This is a genomic window from Gracilibacillus thailandensis, from assembly GCF_010994055.1.
Classification (GTDB): domain Bacteria; phylum Bacillota; class Bacilli; order Bacillales; family Amphibacillaceae; genus Gracilibacillus; species Gracilibacillus lacisalsi.
In genome coordinates this window covers 105,445-124,119 of record NZ_WJID01000001.1, presented here as the reverse complement: position 1 = coordinate 124,119, position 18,675 = coordinate 105,445, and the positions used below count along the sequence as shown (strand labels likewise).

Below are 18,675 nucleotides of genomic sequence, written 5' to 3'. Positions count from 1 at the left end.
GCTAAATTGGTGAAGAAACCCACTTCACCAATTGGATCTTCGGCTCGCGCTGTTCCCCCAGGAGTGTCGCATTTTTCCGCAGCTTAGAATCGTGTTCTGAATAAAGTGACAGGAAATCCTAAGAATACCAACCCAAGTGTTCTATTTATACAAGAATCAGAAAAGTAAAATTAGCGCAGGCAGAATATGGAGACTCCTGTGGGACAGCGAGAGCTGAAGATCCACTTTGCAAAGTGGTTTTCTTTGCAAAGTTAGCTGAAGCCGAGCCCACGGAAAGCGGAGTATTCTGCCGGAGCGGTATCCCAGCACTCATTATGGAAAGAATGGAAAAAAATCCGCTAAATGGAATTTTTACAACTTCGCAGTTTGTATCAACTGCCTGCCTATTTGCTTTTTATGGGAATATAGGTCTATTTGATCGAGCTGATGATCATGCTCTTATTCCAAAAGAACTTGACAGTGTTAGTTAAACCTTTATCCTTATAGTAGATAAGGATAAAAATGAGGTGCGAGGAATGCAGACAAAATACAGTATTGTAAAAGAAGCAATTAAGTCCCGAATATTAGATAGTACATATCAACCACATCAGAAAATCAGTTCCGAAAGTGAACTAATGAAGGAATTTGGTGTAAGCAGACATACAGTACGATTAGCAATTGGTGATCTCGTTAACCAAGGGTGGCTGTACCGTGAACAGGGTGCGGGTACTTTTTGTGCTGATCGTTCAAAGAATAATTCACAATCGATAGTTGATCAGAAAAATATTGCACTGATCACAACGTATTTATCCGATTATATTTTTCCTTCAATTATAAGGGGAGCTGAATCATATTTAAGTAAACATGGCTATCAAGTAAGTCTGTTTAGTACAAATAATGATCATGATAATGAACGAAAGTTTTTGGAAAAAATTCTCATGCAACATTTCGATGGTGTTATTATTGAACCAACCAGAAGTGCGATAAGCAATCCTAATATTAATTATTACTTAAATCTTGAAAGAGAAAATATTCCTTATTTAATGATCAATGCATACTATGACGAATTAGAGCCTTTTCATATTGTAGTGGATGATGAAAAGGGTGGGTTTATGCAGACAGAGCACTTAATTGAACTTGGTCACCAGAATATTGTTGGCTTTTTTAAGAATGATGATATCCAAGGAACGAAACGAATGAAAGGGTATTTAAAAGCACATCGTAAACATCATATCGAAATATTTCCTCACAATATTGTAACTTATAATACCGAGGAAAAGTCATCCAAACCAGTTGAGGCGTTAAAACAGATATTAAGTGAACCAGAAGAAAAACGTCCAACAGCAATTGTATGTTATAACGATGAGTTGGCTATTAATTTATTGGATGTCTTAAGAGAATCACAATTAAAAGTACCAGAAGATATTTCGATTGTAGGATTTGATGATTCATTTATGGCTGAAATAACGGAAGTGAAATTAACTACTGTAAGCCATCCAAAAAGTGAAATGGGTGAATTAGCAGCAAAAGTTATTCTAGACATGGTGAAGCGAAATAAAAGTTCCAAGAAACAACAAAACATGGAAAACGATCTAATCCGTTTTGATCCTGAGCTGATTATCCGTAACTCAACCAAGCCACTTACAAAAAAGTAAATGACTTTGTTATACTGGATTATTACCGAATGTATACACGCATTTTAAGAAGTTGGTGCGTGTGTGCATATGTTAAAAATTAAAGTGTAACCGTTTGCTAAACAAGAATAATTGGTTTCTGTGATAAAAGAAGTTTTTATATGGTGCTATCATCCACAAACTTTCATTGTTGGGAGAAGTAAGTAGTTGTTTGTGTACTGAAGATTAGGGGGATCCGAAAATATGGAGGCTAAATATAAAAAGATTAAACAATTGATAAAATCAAAGATTCTGGAAGGGTTAATTCAGCCACATGAGAAAATTAGTTCTGAAAGTGAACTTATGCGACAGTTCGATGTTAGTAGACACACAGTCAGAGTGGCGATAGGGGAATTGGTGAATGACGGATGGTTATATCGTGAGCAAGGAGCAGGTACTTTCTGTGCTGATCGTTCGCAGAGAGAAAAAAGTTCTTCAACTATACTACCAAATAAAAATATTGCGATTGTAACTACATATATTTCTGATTATATCTTTCCTTCGATTATTCGCGGAGCTGAAGCCTATTTGAGTGAACAAGGGTATCACGTTAGTATTTTTAATACAAACAATAAGTATGAACAAGAACAAAAGATCTTAAGTAAATTGTTAACAGGTAATTATGATGGAGTAATTATTGAGCCTACACATAGTGCTTCAGCAACTCCTAATCTAAAGTATTATTTGAATTTGGAAAGAGCTAACATTCCATATGTAATGATTAACGCCATTTATGAAGAGTTGGAACCAGTTTACTTTATGGTGGATGATGTAATAGGTGGCTATTTACAAGCTCGACATTTAATGGATTTAGGTCATCAAAAGATAGCCTGTATGTACAAGACTGATGATGCGCAAGGTCAAAAACGATTAAAAGGTTTCATTAAGGCCCATAGAGAATTAAATATTCCTTTGGACACTAGAAATATTGTGACGTATAACTCAGAAGACCAATTGACAAAACCGAAAAAGGAATTACAACGATTGTTTAAGTTAAAAGAAGAAAAACCAACGGCAATTGTCTGTTACAATGACCAATTAGTACTGCAATTAATGGATGAAGTAAGACAAGCGGGTATTAAAATTCCTGAACAGTTATCCTTGATTGGATTCGATGATTCTTTGCTAGTTGAAATTTCAGAGGTTAAACTGACGTCTGTTAAGCATCCCAAAAATCAATTAGGTCTAGATGCTGCAAAAGCTATTATCCAAATGATTAAGGGGAATGAAGTGAATCAAACCTTTGATCCGTTATCCAAACTATATCAGCCTGAGTTGGTTGTAAGGCAGTCTACTACAAATCCAAAGATAACGTCTTAATTACGGAGATAAACGTTTGCACTAATGTACAATCAATATGTTGATAGATAGGAGTGTTAGCATGATTAACGCCACTAATATACCAAAAGATTCCTTATACAATGAATCAGTTCTTAATGATGAATCAAAATGGACGACTAATAATGTTCATGACCCTGCCATTATTAGAGTGGGTGATTGGTACTATGTTTTTTCAACAGATGCTCAATTTGGTGGTGAATTTAAAGCTGGCATTCAAATACGGAAATCGAAAGACTTAATTAATTGGCAATGGGTCGGCAGGGCTTTCTCAGAAGGGGTACCGGAAGAAGCTAAACAATGGACAGGCGCTAAAGGTTTATGGGCGCCAGAAGTTGTCAAATATGACAATACATATTTTATGTATTATGCTGCAAGTCAGTTTGGCAAGACGCAATCTTTTATCGGCGTTGCAACAAGTAAGGATATCGAGGGTCCTTACCAAGATCTAGGAGAAGTATATAAATCAGAACAGGGTACAGACGGTCCTAATGCGATTGATCCTAATATTACATTTGATGAGGACGGTACACCATGGATGGTTTATGGTTCTTTCTTTGGAGGATTATATGTTGCAGAAATCAATCCTAAAACTGGTAAGCTAAAACACTCTGGTCGAGGTAGATTAATTGCCCAGCGTAATGAAAGTGTCGATAGGGCTCTAGAAGGCCCCTATATTTTATATCACCCTGTGTTTCGATATTATTATTTATTTGTATCTTATGATTCTTTGTTTTCTAATTACAATATTCGTGTCGCCCGTTCGAAATCAATAGAAGGTCCTTACTATGATTTTATGGGGAATAAGATGACGGATCTTGAATCTCCGCAGTATGAGATAGGGATGAAGGTTATAGGAGGATACCAATTTCTTGGGGATGATGGTTGGGTTGCTCCAGGACATAATTCGGTGTTAACAGACGAAGGTCAACATTATATTTGCCACCATATTCGTGCACCCAAAGATAAACGTTGGCATTATTTACACATTAGAAAAATTGGTTGGACGAATGATGGTTGGCCACTTGTCTCTCCGGAAAGGTTTGCAGGTGAAGAATCTGATCAACCTGATGTAGTAGACCTTGAGGGAGAATGGGAATGGATGACTGTCGATCCTTATAATGATGGTCAAGATCATGCATCTCTTTTCTTATTAACAAGGACACATTGGATTTCTTTAAGTGAAGATAATTATACTGTACAACTTAAAGATGAAGTCGTTAATGGTCTGGTAATGAAAGCTTGGGATTGGGAAAATTGGAATGAAACGATTGTTTTCATGGGGAAAAACAAGGAAGGTATCGTTTCAATAGCGAAAAAAATAAAATAAATAGAAGTTATCAAGGAGCAAAAGGCAATGAACCTGTACTGGTTATTGCCTTTTTTATATGTAAGGAAAGTATAAAAATTGCGCAGATGTCTAGCTTCGAGCGCCTAAAAACTAGGCGCCTTCACGAATCCCCCTACGAAAAGTCATCATCGGTTCGCTTTTCTCAGTGATTCCTTCATCTCAGTTGATTAGCTCCAGCCGCTACGTTTTTAAGTGGGCGCTCTGCGCTTTTCTTATAAGTTAAATAGCATAAATTCAGTGCAATGACTGCGTTAAGCGAAGTAGTTATTTTGAAATGTTTGATGTATTTGCAATGCTCTGACTAATTACTTCGCTTTCAAGGAGTGTCCCTAAGGTTAGCCATGTTCAGTGATGAACACCGATTTAAAATCCTATCCTTTTCATATCATCTGTTCTCCGGTATAAACTGTGTATGCTAAATAAATTTTTTACCTTGTCACAAGTATCTATTTTATTCATTTTATTTAACAATTATGTTGAATAACACCAAAAAATATTTAATTACATTAATAAAAAAGTATTGAAAAAACAATAGGCATCGGATATACTGAAGTCAAGTTATCTCATACGTACAATTATTTAAAAGTGCCAAATATGTTCGCGTATACGGCAATAAAACTGTTGGTATGAGCGATTTTAACTGGTGTTTTTTTTTGAATATTGAAAAGGAGGCGAATAATGTAAGCGCTTGATTATGCGGGTTAAGTGATGAATGTTTTTGTTAATCATTCAATAAATGGAGGGGTAAATGTGAAGAAAGTATTAATGGTGATGTTAACTTTAGTGGCGGTATTCTTAGCGGCGTGTGGAGGAAATGATGAAAATACTATTCAATTTTGGACACCATTAACAGGGGATGATGGTGCATATATGGACCAACTTGTTGAAGATTATAATGCAACAGAACCTGAAATAGAAGTGAAACACATTATCACATCAGATATGTACACGAAGATGTATACTGTATTGAACTCAGGAAATGGTATTCCGGATTTATCTATTATACATGCGGATCGTGTACCGAGCTTTGTGAAACAAGATTTGTTAGAGCCTGTGACAAAAATAATGGAAGCGCAACCAGAATTGAACGCAGATAATTATATTGAAGAAGCTTGGTCTGCTGGAGAAGTGGACGGTACACAGTATACTATCCCTTTAGATATTCACGGTAGTGCAATGTATTATAATCAAGACTTATTAGAAAAGTATGATGTGGAACATTGGCTTGACGACAACGTAGTAACATTTGACGAAATGCTTTCCTTACAAGGTCAATTAGAGGAAGGTGACTATGTATTAAATGATGCACTATTAAGCTGGGTTTTATTAGCTCAAATACAAAATTTAGGTGGAGACATTCAAGAAAACGGTGAGCCAGCAGTTAATACGGATGCAATGCGGGAATCTATAGAAGCGGTGAAAGAGCTAAGTGATGCAGGATTAATGACACCATACGGGGAAGATGGGTATTTAATGTTCCAATCAGGAAATGTCTTATTCTCCACTGACGGTACTTGGAGCTCAACAGGGCATGCACAAGTAGAAGATCTCAACTTTGGTGTAACAAATATATATGCTTTTGAACCGGATACTTTCCATAATCGATCTTCAGCTCACTTGTTTGCCATGTTAAGTAATGAAGAGAGATCAGAAGAGAAAGAGCAGGGAATTGCAGACTTTTTAGAGTTTGTCCGTCAAAATTCAATTGAATGGGCAGAAGCGGGACAGATTGTAGCGAGTCAAGATGTAATTGAAAGTCCTGAATATGAAAATTACATGCAATCATTCTTTACTTCAACTCAGGAACAAGAGGATTCCCTTTATATTTATACCTACGAGCACTACCCATATGTACAAGAAGCTATGGACAACTATGTAGCAGACCTTGTACATGGTGAAATAGATATTAATACAGGGTTAGAAGAAATGCAAAAATTTGTAGAAGACAAAGTAGCTGAAGGTTCGTTGGATATGGAGAATACAGAACTCTTAGACGAAGATGAACTAGAAGAAGAATTATCTGAAGAATAATCTAAATAAGTAATGTGTCAGCTTTTTGACACATTACTTTTAACAAAGGAGGTCATATGATTGAAAGAACATGGTAAATTTGCTCCGCTGTTCTTTGTTGGGCCACACATTATCTTGTTTATCGTATTTATTTTAATACCTTCCATCTATGGTATGTATGCTTCATTTACGAATTGGAATTTGATTGGCAGTCCTGAATGGGTAGGACTGGATAATTATAAAACAATATTAGCGAACAGTGATTCTACTTTTTACAGTCAATTTTTTAACGGGATGAAGAACACCTTGATTTTTGTTGGATTAAGTGTTCCATTAATGATTGTTATACCTTTAATGATTGCTGTAGCTTTAGAACATAAGGAAGTGAAATTTACAAGTCTATTCCAAACATTGATTTATATTCCGGGATTAGTTTCTATTTCAGCAGCAGCCTTAATATGGTCATTAATCTTTAATAAGCAACTAGGTGTAGTTAACAATATGTTTGGTTCGGAGCAAGTATGGACGGCAACTCAACCATATGCTTGGATAACAATCATTATTATTACTGTTTGGGCTGGTATTGGTGGAAATATGATTATTTATCGAGCTGGTATTAACGGAGTCTCTAAGGATCTATATGAATCGGCTGAAATTGATGGTGCGGGGCCAATCCGTAAGTTTTGGAATGTTACGTTACCATCCATTAAATTTCCACTAATTTACACAATGGTCATGACTACTGCCGGCGCTTTCAATGTCTTTGCCCAACCATTAATGATGACAGATGGCGGACCGCGTCAAAGCACTACAGTGTTAATGATGTATATCCGTGATTTAGCATTTAGTCATGGTGAATCAATTGCAGGTGTTGCTTCTGCAATGGCGGTAATGCTAGGGCTGGTACTACTGGTTATTTCAGCTATTCAATATTACATCATGAATAAAAATGCAACGACATAATAAAGGATTAATGGAATATAAAGGGTAGGGGTGATAATATGTTTGAGAAGATAAAAGTTTCGAAATATTTAGCGTACCTTTTTTTAATCATTGTCAGTGCTATTTGGGCAATACCTGTATTATTTGGTATTGTAACTTCTTTTAGGTCACAGACAGAAGTGGTTAATGAAGGGTTTAGATTATTACCTGTAAACTGGATTGTTGAGAATTATGTAAATATATTAGAAAATACATCCACAGCTCCAATTATGCAATGGCTTTGGAATTCTATATTTATTGCGACGATGCATACGCTGCTTGTGGTTGTTGTTATTTCCATTACAGGATACGGTTATTCTCGTATGAAATTTAAGGGAAGAGATTTGTTATTTTTCACATTGTTAGGAATTTCTTTCTTTCCTAATGTTGTAAATTTAATCCCTTCGTATAAAATTATTGATATACTAGGATGGGTAAATACTCCTTGGGCAATGATTGTCCCTGGACTAGCAGGTATGGGGAATATCTTTCTAGTCAGACAATTTATGAAAGGGATTCCAATGGAATTGGATGAATCAGCCAGAGTGGATGGAGCCAGTGATTTTAAAATCTTTTCCAGAATTATCTTACCATTAATTCGACCAGTGTTAATTGTTTGTGGTTTGTTTTCTTTCACTGGTTCATGGAACGATTTTTTGTGGCCTGTAATCGTATATACAGATGTTAATAAGATGCCGGTTACAGCTGGTTTATTGTTATTACAGGATGTATATGGTAACTATCGTATGATTGGGCAATTAATGGGGTCGGCCATCTTGGCGATCATACCAACCTTGTTATTATTTTTCTTTGCGCAGAAATATTTTGTTTCAGCAATTAACTTAAATTCCGGTATCAAAGGGTGAACAAAAACCAAGATAGAAATGAGGCGAGAAAATGAAAAGAGGATTAGAAAGAAAGTTGTTAATAACAGGTGCTGTTTGGAATCTAATTACAGCATTGTTAACCATTTTTAGCTATAATTCCTGGTTTAATCGTCAAGGTGAACAACAATTAAAAAACGCTGATATGGAAACGATGATAGCCGGTTCACAGATGGTTAATAATATTTCTAGCATTATTTTTATCTTTGGTTTGTTTACATTAATAGGTGCCTTAATAAGTTTTTTTGTTGCTGTAAAGTTAAGAGATAACGAGATTCAAAAGAAAGTGATGATATGGGTTGGAATTTGGACTGTTATACAGCTTTTATCCATGGATATACTCGGATTTTTAGTATATATGATTGCCTTTATAATTTATGTGGCAAAAAATAAAGCTATTAGACTTTCTAATCCCAAAGTCGAAGAAGCAATAAGTAATTAAAGAGAATATATTAGTTACTACAAAGATTTTAACTGTTAAATTAAATCGTACTTATTTAAACATGACTCATAATACATAAGTAGATGAAAGAGATGCTACAAGAACAGTAAAAACCAAAATGGCTGTAGACAACAAAGAATTTTACTTTTCACAAATTATCCATCAGCGTTTACAAATCAATTATCGATCGCTTAAGAAGAACTAGAAAGTGTCTCAGTCAGTTGAATAGAAGATATTACCTTGATGTGATAGCTTAGATTTTCTCATTAAAAATATTGATTCATTCTGCTTGTTCTTAACTTGACAAACTATTAAATATACCATAATCTAAATGTACGTACATGTTTGGTGAGGATTCTAAATTATGTGCGTGCAATATTTTGTGTAAGCGTATTAATTAAAGAGAATATAGAAATTGTATAAGAAAGGATGAAAGAGATGGTTAATGAAACAGTAAAAGCAAAAATGGTTATAGACAAAGAGTTTCAAATCTCTGAGATTGACCCTAGAGTCTATGGATCATTCATCGAGCACCTAGGAAGAGCTGTATATGGTGGAATCTATGAACCTGAACATCCAACAGCAGACGAAAATGGTTTCCGTCAAGATGTTATGGATTTAGTTAAGGAATTACAAGTACCCATTGTTAGATACCCAGGGGGAAATATGGTATCTGCCTACAACTGGGAAGATGGAGTTGGTCCAAAAGAAGACCGCCCAAAACGTCTGGAGCTGGCATGGAGAGTGACAGAAACAAATCAGGTTGGTACGAACGAGTTTGTGGATTGGGCAAAAGCAGCTAATACAGATGTAATGATGGCAATTAATTTAGGTACACGAGGAATCGATGCTGCCCGAAATCTATTAGAGTATTGTAATCACCCTGGTGGAACATACTGGAGTGATTTGCGTAAATCTCACGGTTATGAAAACCCTCACAATATTAAAACATGGTGTCTTGGGAATGAAATGGACGGGCCTTGGCAGGTTGGTCAAAAAACAGCCTACGAATATGGTCGTTTAGCTTCCGAAACAGCTAAAGCTATGAGACTAGTAGACCCGGAAATTGAATTAGTAAGTTGTGGAAGCTCTAATTCTAATATGCCGACATTCCCTAACTGGGAAGCAGAAACACTTGAGCATACCTATGAAGTAGCTGATTATATTTCATTACACCAATACTATGGTAATCGTAGTGGTGATACGGCTAACTATTTAGCGAAATCGATGGATATGGAAGACTTTATTCAAACTGTAATCGCTACATGTGATTATATTAAAGCGAAAAAACGTAGCAAAAAGAAAATGTACTTAAGCTTTGACGAATGGAATGTTTGGTTCCACTCCAATGAGCAGGATAAAGAAATCGAGCCATGGACAGTAGCACCGCCTCAACTAGAAGATGTGTATACGTTCGAAGATGCTTTATTAGTTGGCAGTATGCTAAATACAATGCTCCGTCATTCTGACCGTGTGAAAATTGCTTGTATGGCTCAACTTGTAAACGTTATAGCACCAATCATGACAGAAAATGGTGGGGCTGCATGGAAACAGACGATTTTCTATCCGTATTACTATACTTCAGTATATGGACGTGGTGTAGCGCTTAATCCAGTAGTAAGTTCACCTAAATATGATAGTAAAGACTTTACTGATGTTCCTTACCTCGATTCATCTGTTGTATACAATGAGGAAAAAGAAGAGTTAGTTGTATTTGCTACAAATCGTCACTTAGAAAAACCATTAGAAGTGGATATCGATGTCCGTTCATTTGAAGGTTTTGATGTAGTAGAACATGTAGTACTTGAAAATGAAGATGCGAAAGCAGTAAACCTTGCTGGTCAAGAGAATGTTAAACCACATGCGAATGGAGAGTCTTACGTGGATGATGGAAAACTGACATCTGTTTTCCCTAAATTCTCATGGAACATGATTCGTCTACAAAAGAAAGCTTAACAGAGCTTTCCTATGTGGATTAATGATTGACTTGAACCTTGAAGTGGGGGATTTCACGGACGAGTAGCATCGTCATAAAGAAACACGATTAAATTTATAATGAGGTGATAAGTATGACGAAAAAAGTAATTGTCAACGCTGATGTCGGAAAAGGGACAATTAACAAAAATATTTATGGACATTTTGCAGAACATTTAGGTCGATGTATTTATGAAGGTTTCTGGGTTGGTGAAGATTCTGATATTCCAAACACAAATGGGATTCGCAATGATGTTGTCGAAGCATTGCGTAATCTAAATATTCCAGTACTTCGTTGGCCAGGTGGTTGTTTCGCTGATGAATACCATTGGAAAGATGGTATTGGCCCGAGAGAAAATCGGAAGCGTATGGTTAATACACACTGGGGTGGTGTAATCGAAAATAACCATTTCGGTACTCATGAATTTTATATGCTATGTGATATGCTCGACACAGAACCATATATTAATGGAAATGTCGGAAGTGGTACTGTTCAAGAGATGTCAGAATGGGTAGAATATATGACATTCAACGGTGAGTCCCCAATGGCTAACTGGCGTAAAGAAAATGGCAAAGAAGAGCCCTGGAAGTTAAAATACTTTGGGGTAGGTAATGAAAACTGGGGTTGTGGCGGTAACATGCGTCCACAATATTATGCTGATTTATACCGACGGTTCCAGACATATGTAAGGGATTACGGAGATAATAAAATCTTCCGTATCGCTGGTGGTGCCAATGTAGATGATTATAATTGGACAGAAGTGTTGATGCGTGAAGCTGCTCCATTTATGGACGGCTTAAGTCTTCACTATTACGTACACCCAGGTGGTTTCTGGAACAAAGGACCAGCAACTGGATTTTCCGAGGATGTCTGGGATATTACGATGCAAAAAACAGTATATACGGAAGAGCTTATAGAAAAGCATAGTACCATTATGGATAAATACGATCCTGAAAAACGTATTGCGATCATTTTTGATGAGTGGGGTGCTTGGTATGATGTTGAACCAGGCACAAATCCAGGTTTCTTATATCAGCAAAACACGATCCGTGATGCATTAGTTGCAGGTGTTTCACTTAATATCTTTAATGAACATAATGATCGTGTTCAAATGGCAAATATTGCGCAAACGATCAACGTAATTCAATCAATGATCTTAACAGATAAGGAAAAAATGATTTTAACTCCAACCTATCATGTGTTTGAAATGTATAAAGCACATCAAGATGCAGAGCGTTTAGATCTTAACATCGAAAGTGATTCTATTAAAGTCGGGGATAAAGAAATTCCACAGGTTTCTGCTTCTGCTTCTAAAGCGGCAGATGGCTCTGTTACCATTACTTTATGTAACTTAGATAAAGCGAAAACTGCAGATTTAGCAGTAGATTTACGTGGTAAAGATCTTGCCAATGTGTCAGGTCGTATCATTACTGCGAATGAAATGGATGCTCATAATACGTTTGAGAATCCAGACAATGTAAAACCAGTCGCGTTTGATGGCTTTCAGACAAGTGGCAGTGAATTAACACTAACATTACCATCGAAATCAGTTTTAAGTATTACAATTAAATAATAGAACTATTAAAGTCGGTAAGGTTAACCTTATCGGCTTTTTTCTTGTAAGTAAAGAAAGTATATAATCCGCGGTATCGACGCATTTGTAAGCAGAGTAGCCATTTTGAAATAGCTTGTACAGGAAACCATCGCTGCGGCTGTCCACTTCCCTTTCCACGGGATTTTCGCCTAAGCTAACTTTGGTAAGCAAAGAGCACTTACCAAAGTGGATTTTAGTCGAAAATCATCCCGTAGGAGTGGAAGTGGACAGCCGAAGTGGTGGTAAGGCTGTTCAAATATTTCAAAATGGATGCTAGAGAAATGGTAAAACTTTAGCATTTTAGTCATAAGGACTGAGCGAGTTTTGCTCAGTTTTTCATAATAAATGATTATGTGTTGTGTTAATTAATATACGTAGGATAAAATGCAAATAAGAAGACAAAAAATGGAGGAGAAAAAGAATGACAAAGACATTGTATTTTGATTGTTTTTCCGGGATAAGTGGGGATATGACCATCGCCTCATTATTGGATACAGGTATATCTTTAGAGTGGTTGGAGAAACAGCTTAAAGCTTTACATTTAGAAAGAGAGTATCAATTACAGCTTAGTAAAACCGTGAAGAACGGAATACATAGTAATAAGTTTGATGTAATTTATCAAGAGGAGCATCATCACCACTATCATCATGAACATAGTCATCATCACGGTCATTCTCATCATCATCGAGACTATAAAGATATCGTTGATCTTATTGGGAATAGTGAACTAAACGCATCAATCAAAAAAATGTCTTTAGAAATGTTCCGTGTAATAGGTGAAGCGGAAGCAAAAATACATGGATTGAATCTGGAGGATGTCCATTTTCATGAAGTTGGTGCAATAGATTCAATTATTGATATTGTTGGTACTGCCATATTAATAGACAAATTAGAGGTTGATCAAATTATATCTTCTCCAGTTCCGGTTGGATCTGGTCACATCCATATTGATCATGGAGTTTATCCGGTACCTGCCCCAGCGACGTTGGAAGTATTAAAGGGTGTTCCACTAAAAGAAAGCGCTGTAAAGGGAGAATTAACAACCCCTACAGGTGCAGCCATCATCAAGACATTAGCTACGGAGTTCTCGGTGATGCCAAACATCACAGTAGATACAATTGGCTATGGTGCTGGTACGAAAACATTTGAAAATCATCCAAATGTGTTAAGAGTAATCATCGGTGAAAGTGAACAGTGACTCAGTCGTCTAATTCCTGCAAAACTGTAGAGAGTGGTAGCCTCTGTGAATAATGTTATAGAAAAAAGACTGTCCCATAAGTTCTTTGTTATAACTTATAGGACAGTCTCTCATGCTTCTTTACTTTTATATTGTGCCCGGTATTTACCTGGGGTGATTTCTTCCATTTTTCTAAATGACCGAATAAAGTTTTGAGAATTGTTATATTGCAGCTTTTCAGCAATCTCCTTTACAGACATATTAGTTGTCGTGAGCCATTCTTTTGCTTTGTTGAGACGGTAACGAAGTAAATATTCACTAAAAGAGTATCCCGTTTCCTTTTGAAAAATACTGCTTAAATAATTCGGGTTATAGTGTAACTCGGCAGCGATCACATCGAGTGAAATGTCTTTATCATAATCCTCATGAATAATCCGAATCATTTTATCAGAGATTTTCTTATTCTTTGAATCGTCTTTGGCATCGATACTATCGATTAATGGAATGATAATTTGCTGGCTAAGCCAATCATGGATCGCTTCAATCGAGTTCAAGTATTGATAATAGGTAATCATATCCGTTGATTGAAAATCTTCTACATTTGCCCCCAGTAATTCTTTTAATTCATATAATTCATATAAGAACCTAGATAAGATAATTTCTAGCTGTTGATGATGAATATCGTTTCTATCCAAATAATCAAAAAACTTTGAGAGCTCAGATAACGCTTGTTCTTTATCACTTAATTTAATCGCATCAAAAATTTTATTTTTAATTGCTGTCGGGTAAGGAGCAACACTAGAGTAGCGTCTATTCAAGTTTTCGTAAAAAATGATCGAAGACTCACCCATTTTTAGACGATATTTTAGTGCTTCCTTACTTTCTTTAAAAGCTATATTAGAATCTTCTAATTCGTAGTAACGGTTACTGATACCGATACTGACTGATAAGTGAAATAACTCCATCACTTTGGTTTGAATTAGTTTTACCTTCTGGTTTATGATATGTGTATAATCTGATTGATTATTGCACTTCGTAATAACTAAAGTGGATTGGGCATCATTAATCACCACCGGAGTAAATCGCTCTTCGCTTGGAATAAGATCCTCAATTAAATTGTTGATTGCAAAAAGAATCAGGTCTTGATCATTTTTATTAAATTTCTCTTGGTCTATTTCATCTAATTTTAATGAAAAAACCGTTAATCCGGTCCAATCCTGATTATAATTGAACGACTTCACTTTTAGTGGTAGTTCGCTAGTTGTAACTTTCCCCTGTAATAATCGAATCATGAAAAGCTGTTTTAACTGTGTAACTTGGCTTTGAACCCGTTTTTCCAACAGATGATTTTGATTTAATAATTTTTCGATATGTGTCTCGATTAAATCGAATTCATTTGTTGCTTTTTCCGCTACGGACTTACCGTCATCCGAAGAAGCTATCACACTTTTTAACTTTTTGACAGGTTTATATAAAATCTTGCTACCAATAAAAGCAATACATAATGAAAGAATTAATAATATCGAAACAATTAAGACGGTTAACCAACCGATAGAGCTTGATTTCATATGCAAGTCACTTAATTTTACTAATGAAAGATAAGTCCAGTCATTATATTCTGAAGTTTGATAGGAGACTTTGAAATCCGTATTATTAATTTGATACTCGAATTGACCCTCTAATTCATTCCGGTCAATCCTCTCAAATAAATTATTGGGAATATACCCATCTTCACCTGTGTATTCCGTATTACTGTGGGCAATTGTTTGATTATTCTCATCTAAAATAATAAATGACTCACTATCATTACTTTGTGCCATGATTTCAGTTAATTCACAAGTAGGAACGATAACAGATATAAGACCGTCCGGTTGAGACGATAAGAGCGGCAATTTCTTCACTAAATTAATATAATGAGAACAGCTCTTTTTCGTCGCATTCGGTAAATTTATCTGGCTTGCTTCTTCCATCAGCCAAACAGATTTCTCAGGTATCCTTAAATAATTAGTGTTTATTTGTTCATAAGCATGATTATCAAGGTGTACTAAACCATCGTTATTAATTAGCCATCTTTTATCTAAACTTACTAATATCACATCTTCAATACCAGTCTCAATGGTTTGTAAATGGTTTAAATCTTTTCTTAATTTATGAAAATCGTTAAAGGATCTCCCATTCATATCTTCTTTTAAAAATTCCTGCGTTTGTGCTGAGCGTACAAAATAAGTTGTAGATAGATCAATGTACCTTAATACTTGTTCTACGTTTGTTTGTATCTGATAAATGTTTTGCTTTTTTTCATCATTAGAATAATCCACAATAGCATTAGACGATTGCCAATAAGATAATCCACCAGTAATAATAACAGGTACGGTGCTTAAAATAACTAAAAATGCGATTAGTTTAAAATAGTGTTGAGTAGATAATTTTTTCATAGACATACTTCCTTAATCGATATATTTTAAACAAATGTATAGCGCTAGGAAGTGGATATAGGTGTTTGTTCCAGTTGTTCTTGTTGTTTTTTTAGCAATTGACTAAAACCGATGTGAATAATAAACATCGCTACGTAAGCGCTAACACTAAAACTAAAAAAAAGTGTAATACCAGGCAATTTCAAAGATGCAAAATATATCCCGGCTAATACTGTTAAAGCACATATAGAGTAGTGCAAGTTCACAGCACCAATCGATACTGCGTAACGAATATATTGCCAAAAACGAAGCTGATAGTGAACATAAACTGGTGCAATATACAATACTAGCATCACGTAAAGGAACGCTGCTATAACAAAAATTCCGAGCAATACTGGGTATAAACTCGAATGATTCATTAGTCCTGTGTACTTTAAAAAGACAGATAAAAAATAACCGATAATGTAAATGACTAAGCCGAATAGGTTAGCACGAAGGAAATTAGATTTATATTGTTTGAAGAAGGTTTCAAAAACAGGGACATCATATTCTTTTAAAACCCATTTTCGAACGACGGCAAACATCGCGATTGTTGCTGGCATGATCCCGAAGAAAATTAAACCTAATAAAGTAAAGGCAATCCATAGCATATTCAACCATGCAAATCGGGTAACCCATACACTTATCCGGTAAAATCCAGCCCATATTCCTGAAAGTTCCATCATAAAAACCCACCTAATCTGTAAATTAAATAGTACTATATATAGAATACCTTGTAATTGATGTGCCGTAAATAGGTATCGTGAAGCGCTTTCAACTTATAATCATCTTGTAAGGAGGCATAAACCCACGTCCATAAAGGACTTTAATGAGATACAATGAGTAAAATAATCATTTTTTAATATTATTTTTCCAAGCACGAAAAAATGATCATTTTCAAAAGAAAGGCGCTATATTTTTCTTTTTGTAGTAAGCGTTTTCAATAGCTGTGAAGAAGTGATTATATACAAATGCTTATTTGTTTCTTACTATTAGATTGTACACGGCAAACATTGCTGTACAAAAATTAGATTTTGGAGGGTGGTTAATTTGAGTAATTGGAAAAAACTTATGGGCATCATGTTATTACTATTATTTGTTATGTTAGCAGCATGTAGTAGTGATAGCACAACAGAAGATGGGGACAATAGCGGTGGCGATGATGACTCTTCTGAAGAAACAAATGAAGAAGAAGGGTCAGATTCAGATGAACCGTATGCCTTCACGATGATGGCAAACTTACACACACCAGAAGTACCTAATGAAAAAGTATTAGAAAAAATTGAAGAAGCGACCAATACAGACATTGAAATTCAATGGGTACCTGACAATAACTATGAAGATCGCTTGAACACAGCATTTGCAACTAATTCTTTACCAGAGGCAGTATTCCTTAAAAATCAAACAACATTTATCCAATTCCGTGATGCGATGGAAGATGAACAGTTTTGGGAATTAGGGCAATATTTAGATCAATTTGAGAATTTATCTAAGTTAAAGGATAATGTTCTTGATAATACGAGAGTTAATGGGAATTTATACACATTGTATCAAGGTCGTCCACTTTCAAGGCAAGGTTTGATATATCGTAAAGATTGGGCAGATAATCTTGGGTTAGAAGCGCCGACTACAACAGATGAATTTATGGAAATGGCTAGAGCCTTTACTGAAGATGATCCAGATGGCAATGGTGAAGATGATACATTTGGTGTTACAGACCGTAGTGACTTAGTTTATGGCGCATTCAAAACAGTATCTTCCTGGTTCGGAACTCCGAATGAATGGGGTGAACAAGATGGTCAGCTATTACCTGAGTTTATGTTTGATGAATATAAACAAACGATGGATTTTTTTAAGGAAATGCATGAAAACGGATACATTAATCAAGACTTTCCTGTAACTAGTAAACCAGATCAACAAGAATTCTTTAAGAATGGTACTGCAGGTATGTATGTAGGTTCTATGGGAGATGTTGGTAGTCTTCATAATGATGCAGTAGCAATTAATCCAGATGTTGAATTTGATGTGCACAATCATATTGCAGGTCCAGATGGCGAATTTGGTGTATGGGCAATCCCTGGTTATGGTAGTTTAGTGATGTTCCCGAAAAGTTCTGTAGAAACAGAAGAAGATCTACTAAAAATTTTAGGATTCTTTGACCAAATGATGACACCGGAAGTAATAAACTATGCATACTGGGGAATTGAAGGAGAGCATTATGAGGTAATGGAAGATAAAGCATTGCCAACTGATGATCAAGCATTATTTGATCGAGAAGTAAAACCATATCAAGCTATAGAAATTGGTGAACCTGAAACAAACGGTCGTTATGAAGGTTACTTTGATTATGAAGTAAAAGCTAAGTCAGAAGAATTATTTAAAGACAATGAGAACTATTTAATTGAAAATCCTACTGTACCACTTTATTCAGAAACATATGTAAATGATGGTGCAAGACTTCAAGAAATTATCACAGATGCAACATATAACTATATTATTGGTCAAATTGATGAGGCAGGATTTGATGATGCGGTAGAAAGATGGAAATCAGAAGGTGGAGAAAAGATTATCGAAGAATTTAACGCATCTGAATGATCATAATAAATGGGCACTTAAAATTGATATTTTAAGTGCCTAACCTGTATTTGAAGGTTATAAAACCAGAGATGATCATTATGTTATGTTAGTTGCTTCCACTAAGCAAGTATAATAAGAAACCCTTTCTATCAATGTAAAAAAGTAACTCGTAAGATAATGATTATTTACGTTATAGAATCATTGCAGTAAGATTTTTTTAGGCAACAGTGCTTGACCAGAT

The 18,675-nt window shown here is 35.5% G+C and carries 14 protein-coding genes; 12 read left to right on the top strand and 2 right to left on the bottom strand.

What is annotated here, in order from left to right:
* The first annotated feature begins 314 nt into the window (after positions 1 to 314).
* The 11 genes from GH715_RS00495 to larC all read left to right on the top strand — a co-directional run bounded on the left by GH715_RS00495 (position 315) and on the right by larC (position 13,425).
* Positions 315 to 470 (top strand): hypothetical protein, encoded by a 156-nt coding sequence (locus tag GH715_RS00495; RefSeq protein WP_163578365.1) that lies wholly within the window; start codon positions 315 to 317, stop codon positions 468 to 470.
* A 45-nt stretch (positions 471 to 515) separates the two neighbouring features.
* Complete coding sequence (locus GH715_RS00490; RefSeq protein WP_153833789.1) at positions 516 to 1,634, top strand: GntR family transcriptional regulator; 1,119 nt, start codon at positions 516 to 518, stop codon at positions 1,632 to 1,634.
* A 222-nt stretch (positions 1,635 to 1,856) separates the two neighbouring features.
* Positions 1,857 to 2,972 (top strand): GntR family transcriptional regulator, encoded by a 1,116-nt coding sequence (locus GH715_RS00485; RefSeq protein WP_153833790.1) that lies wholly within the window; start codon positions 1,857 to 1,859, stop codon positions 2,970 to 2,972.
* A 61-nt stretch (positions 2,973 to 3,033) separates the two neighbouring features.
* A complete protein-coding gene (locus GH715_RS00480; RefSeq protein ID WP_153833791.1) occupies positions 3,034 to 4,320 on the top strand; it encodes an arabinan endo-1,5-alpha-L-arabinosidase in 1,287 nt (428 codons plus the stop codon).
* A gap of 786 nt (positions 4,321 to 5,106) precedes the next feature.
* A complete protein-coding gene (locus GH715_RS00475) occupies positions 5,107 to 6,372 on the top strand; it encodes an extracellular solute-binding protein (protein ID WP_228760229.1) in 1,266 nt (421 codons plus the stop codon).
* 60 nt (positions 6,373 to 6,432) lie between these two features.
* Positions 6,433 to 7,314, top strand: coding sequence for a carbohydrate ABC transporter permease (locus GH715_RS00470; RefSeq protein WP_153833793.1), 882 nt, complete (start codon positions 6,433 to 6,435; stop codon positions 7,312 to 7,314).
* 38 nt (positions 7,315 to 7,352) lie between these two features.
* Positions 7,353 to 8,198: a carbohydrate ABC transporter permease gene (locus GH715_RS00465; protein ID WP_018931762.1), complete on the top strand. Its 846-nt coding sequence runs from the start codon at positions 7,353 to 7,355 to the stop codon at positions 8,196 to 8,198.
* Between the two features lie 31 nt (positions 8,199 to 8,229).
* Positions 8,230 to 8,658 carry a DUF4064 domain-containing protein gene (locus GH715_RS00460; RefSeq protein WP_153833794.1) on the top strand — a complete coding sequence of 143 codons (429 nt, stop codon included), beginning with the start codon at positions 8,230 to 8,232 and terminating at the stop codon, positions 8,656 to 8,658.
* A gap of 438 nt (positions 8,659 to 9,096) precedes the next feature.
* Positions 9,097 to 10,614, top strand: a complete 1,518-nt coding sequence (gene arfA / locus GH715_RS00455; RefSeq protein ID WP_153833795.1) for an arabinosylfuranosidase ArfA — start codon at positions 9,097 to 9,099, stop codon at positions 10,612 to 10,614.
* 113 nt (positions 10,615 to 10,727) lie between these two features.
* Positions 10,728 to 12,206, top strand: coding sequence for an alpha-N-arabinofuranosidase (locus GH715_RS00450; RefSeq protein WP_153833796.1), 1,479 nt, complete (start codon positions 10,728 to 10,730; stop codon positions 12,204 to 12,206).
* A 442-nt stretch (positions 12,207 to 12,648) separates the two neighbouring features.
* Positions 12,649 to 13,425 carry a nickel pincer cofactor biosynthesis protein LarC gene (gene larC / locus GH715_RS00445; protein WP_153833797.1) on the top strand — a complete coding sequence of 259 codons (777 nt, stop codon included), beginning with the start codon at positions 12,649 to 12,651 and terminating at the stop codon, positions 13,423 to 13,425.
* Between the two features lie 110 nt (positions 13,426 to 13,535).
* On the opposite strand, the gene GH715_RS00440 is transcribed toward larC, so the two are convergent.
* Both GH715_RS00440 and GH715_RS00435 read right to left on the bottom strand, forming a co-directional pair.
* Positions 13,536 to 15,839, bottom strand: coding sequence for an AraC family transcriptional regulator (locus GH715_RS00440; RefSeq protein WP_153833798.1), 2,304 nt, complete (start codon positions 15,837 to 15,839; stop codon positions 13,536 to 13,538).
* Between the two features lie 44 nt (positions 15,840 to 15,883).
* Positions 15,884 to 16,543: a YesL family protein gene (locus GH715_RS00435; RefSeq protein WP_228760221.1), complete on the bottom strand. Its 660-nt coding sequence runs from the start codon at positions 16,541 to 16,543 to the stop codon at positions 15,884 to 15,886.
* A 385-nt stretch (positions 16,544 to 16,928) separates the two neighbouring features.
* Between GH715_RS00435 and GH715_RS00430 the strand changes: the two genes are divergently transcribed.
* A complete protein-coding gene (locus GH715_RS00430; RefSeq protein ID WP_153833887.1) occupies positions 16,929 to 18,452 on the top strand; it encodes an extracellular solute-binding protein in 1,524 nt (507 codons plus the stop codon).
* The last annotated feature ends 223 nt before the right edge of the window (positions 18,453 to 18,675 follow it).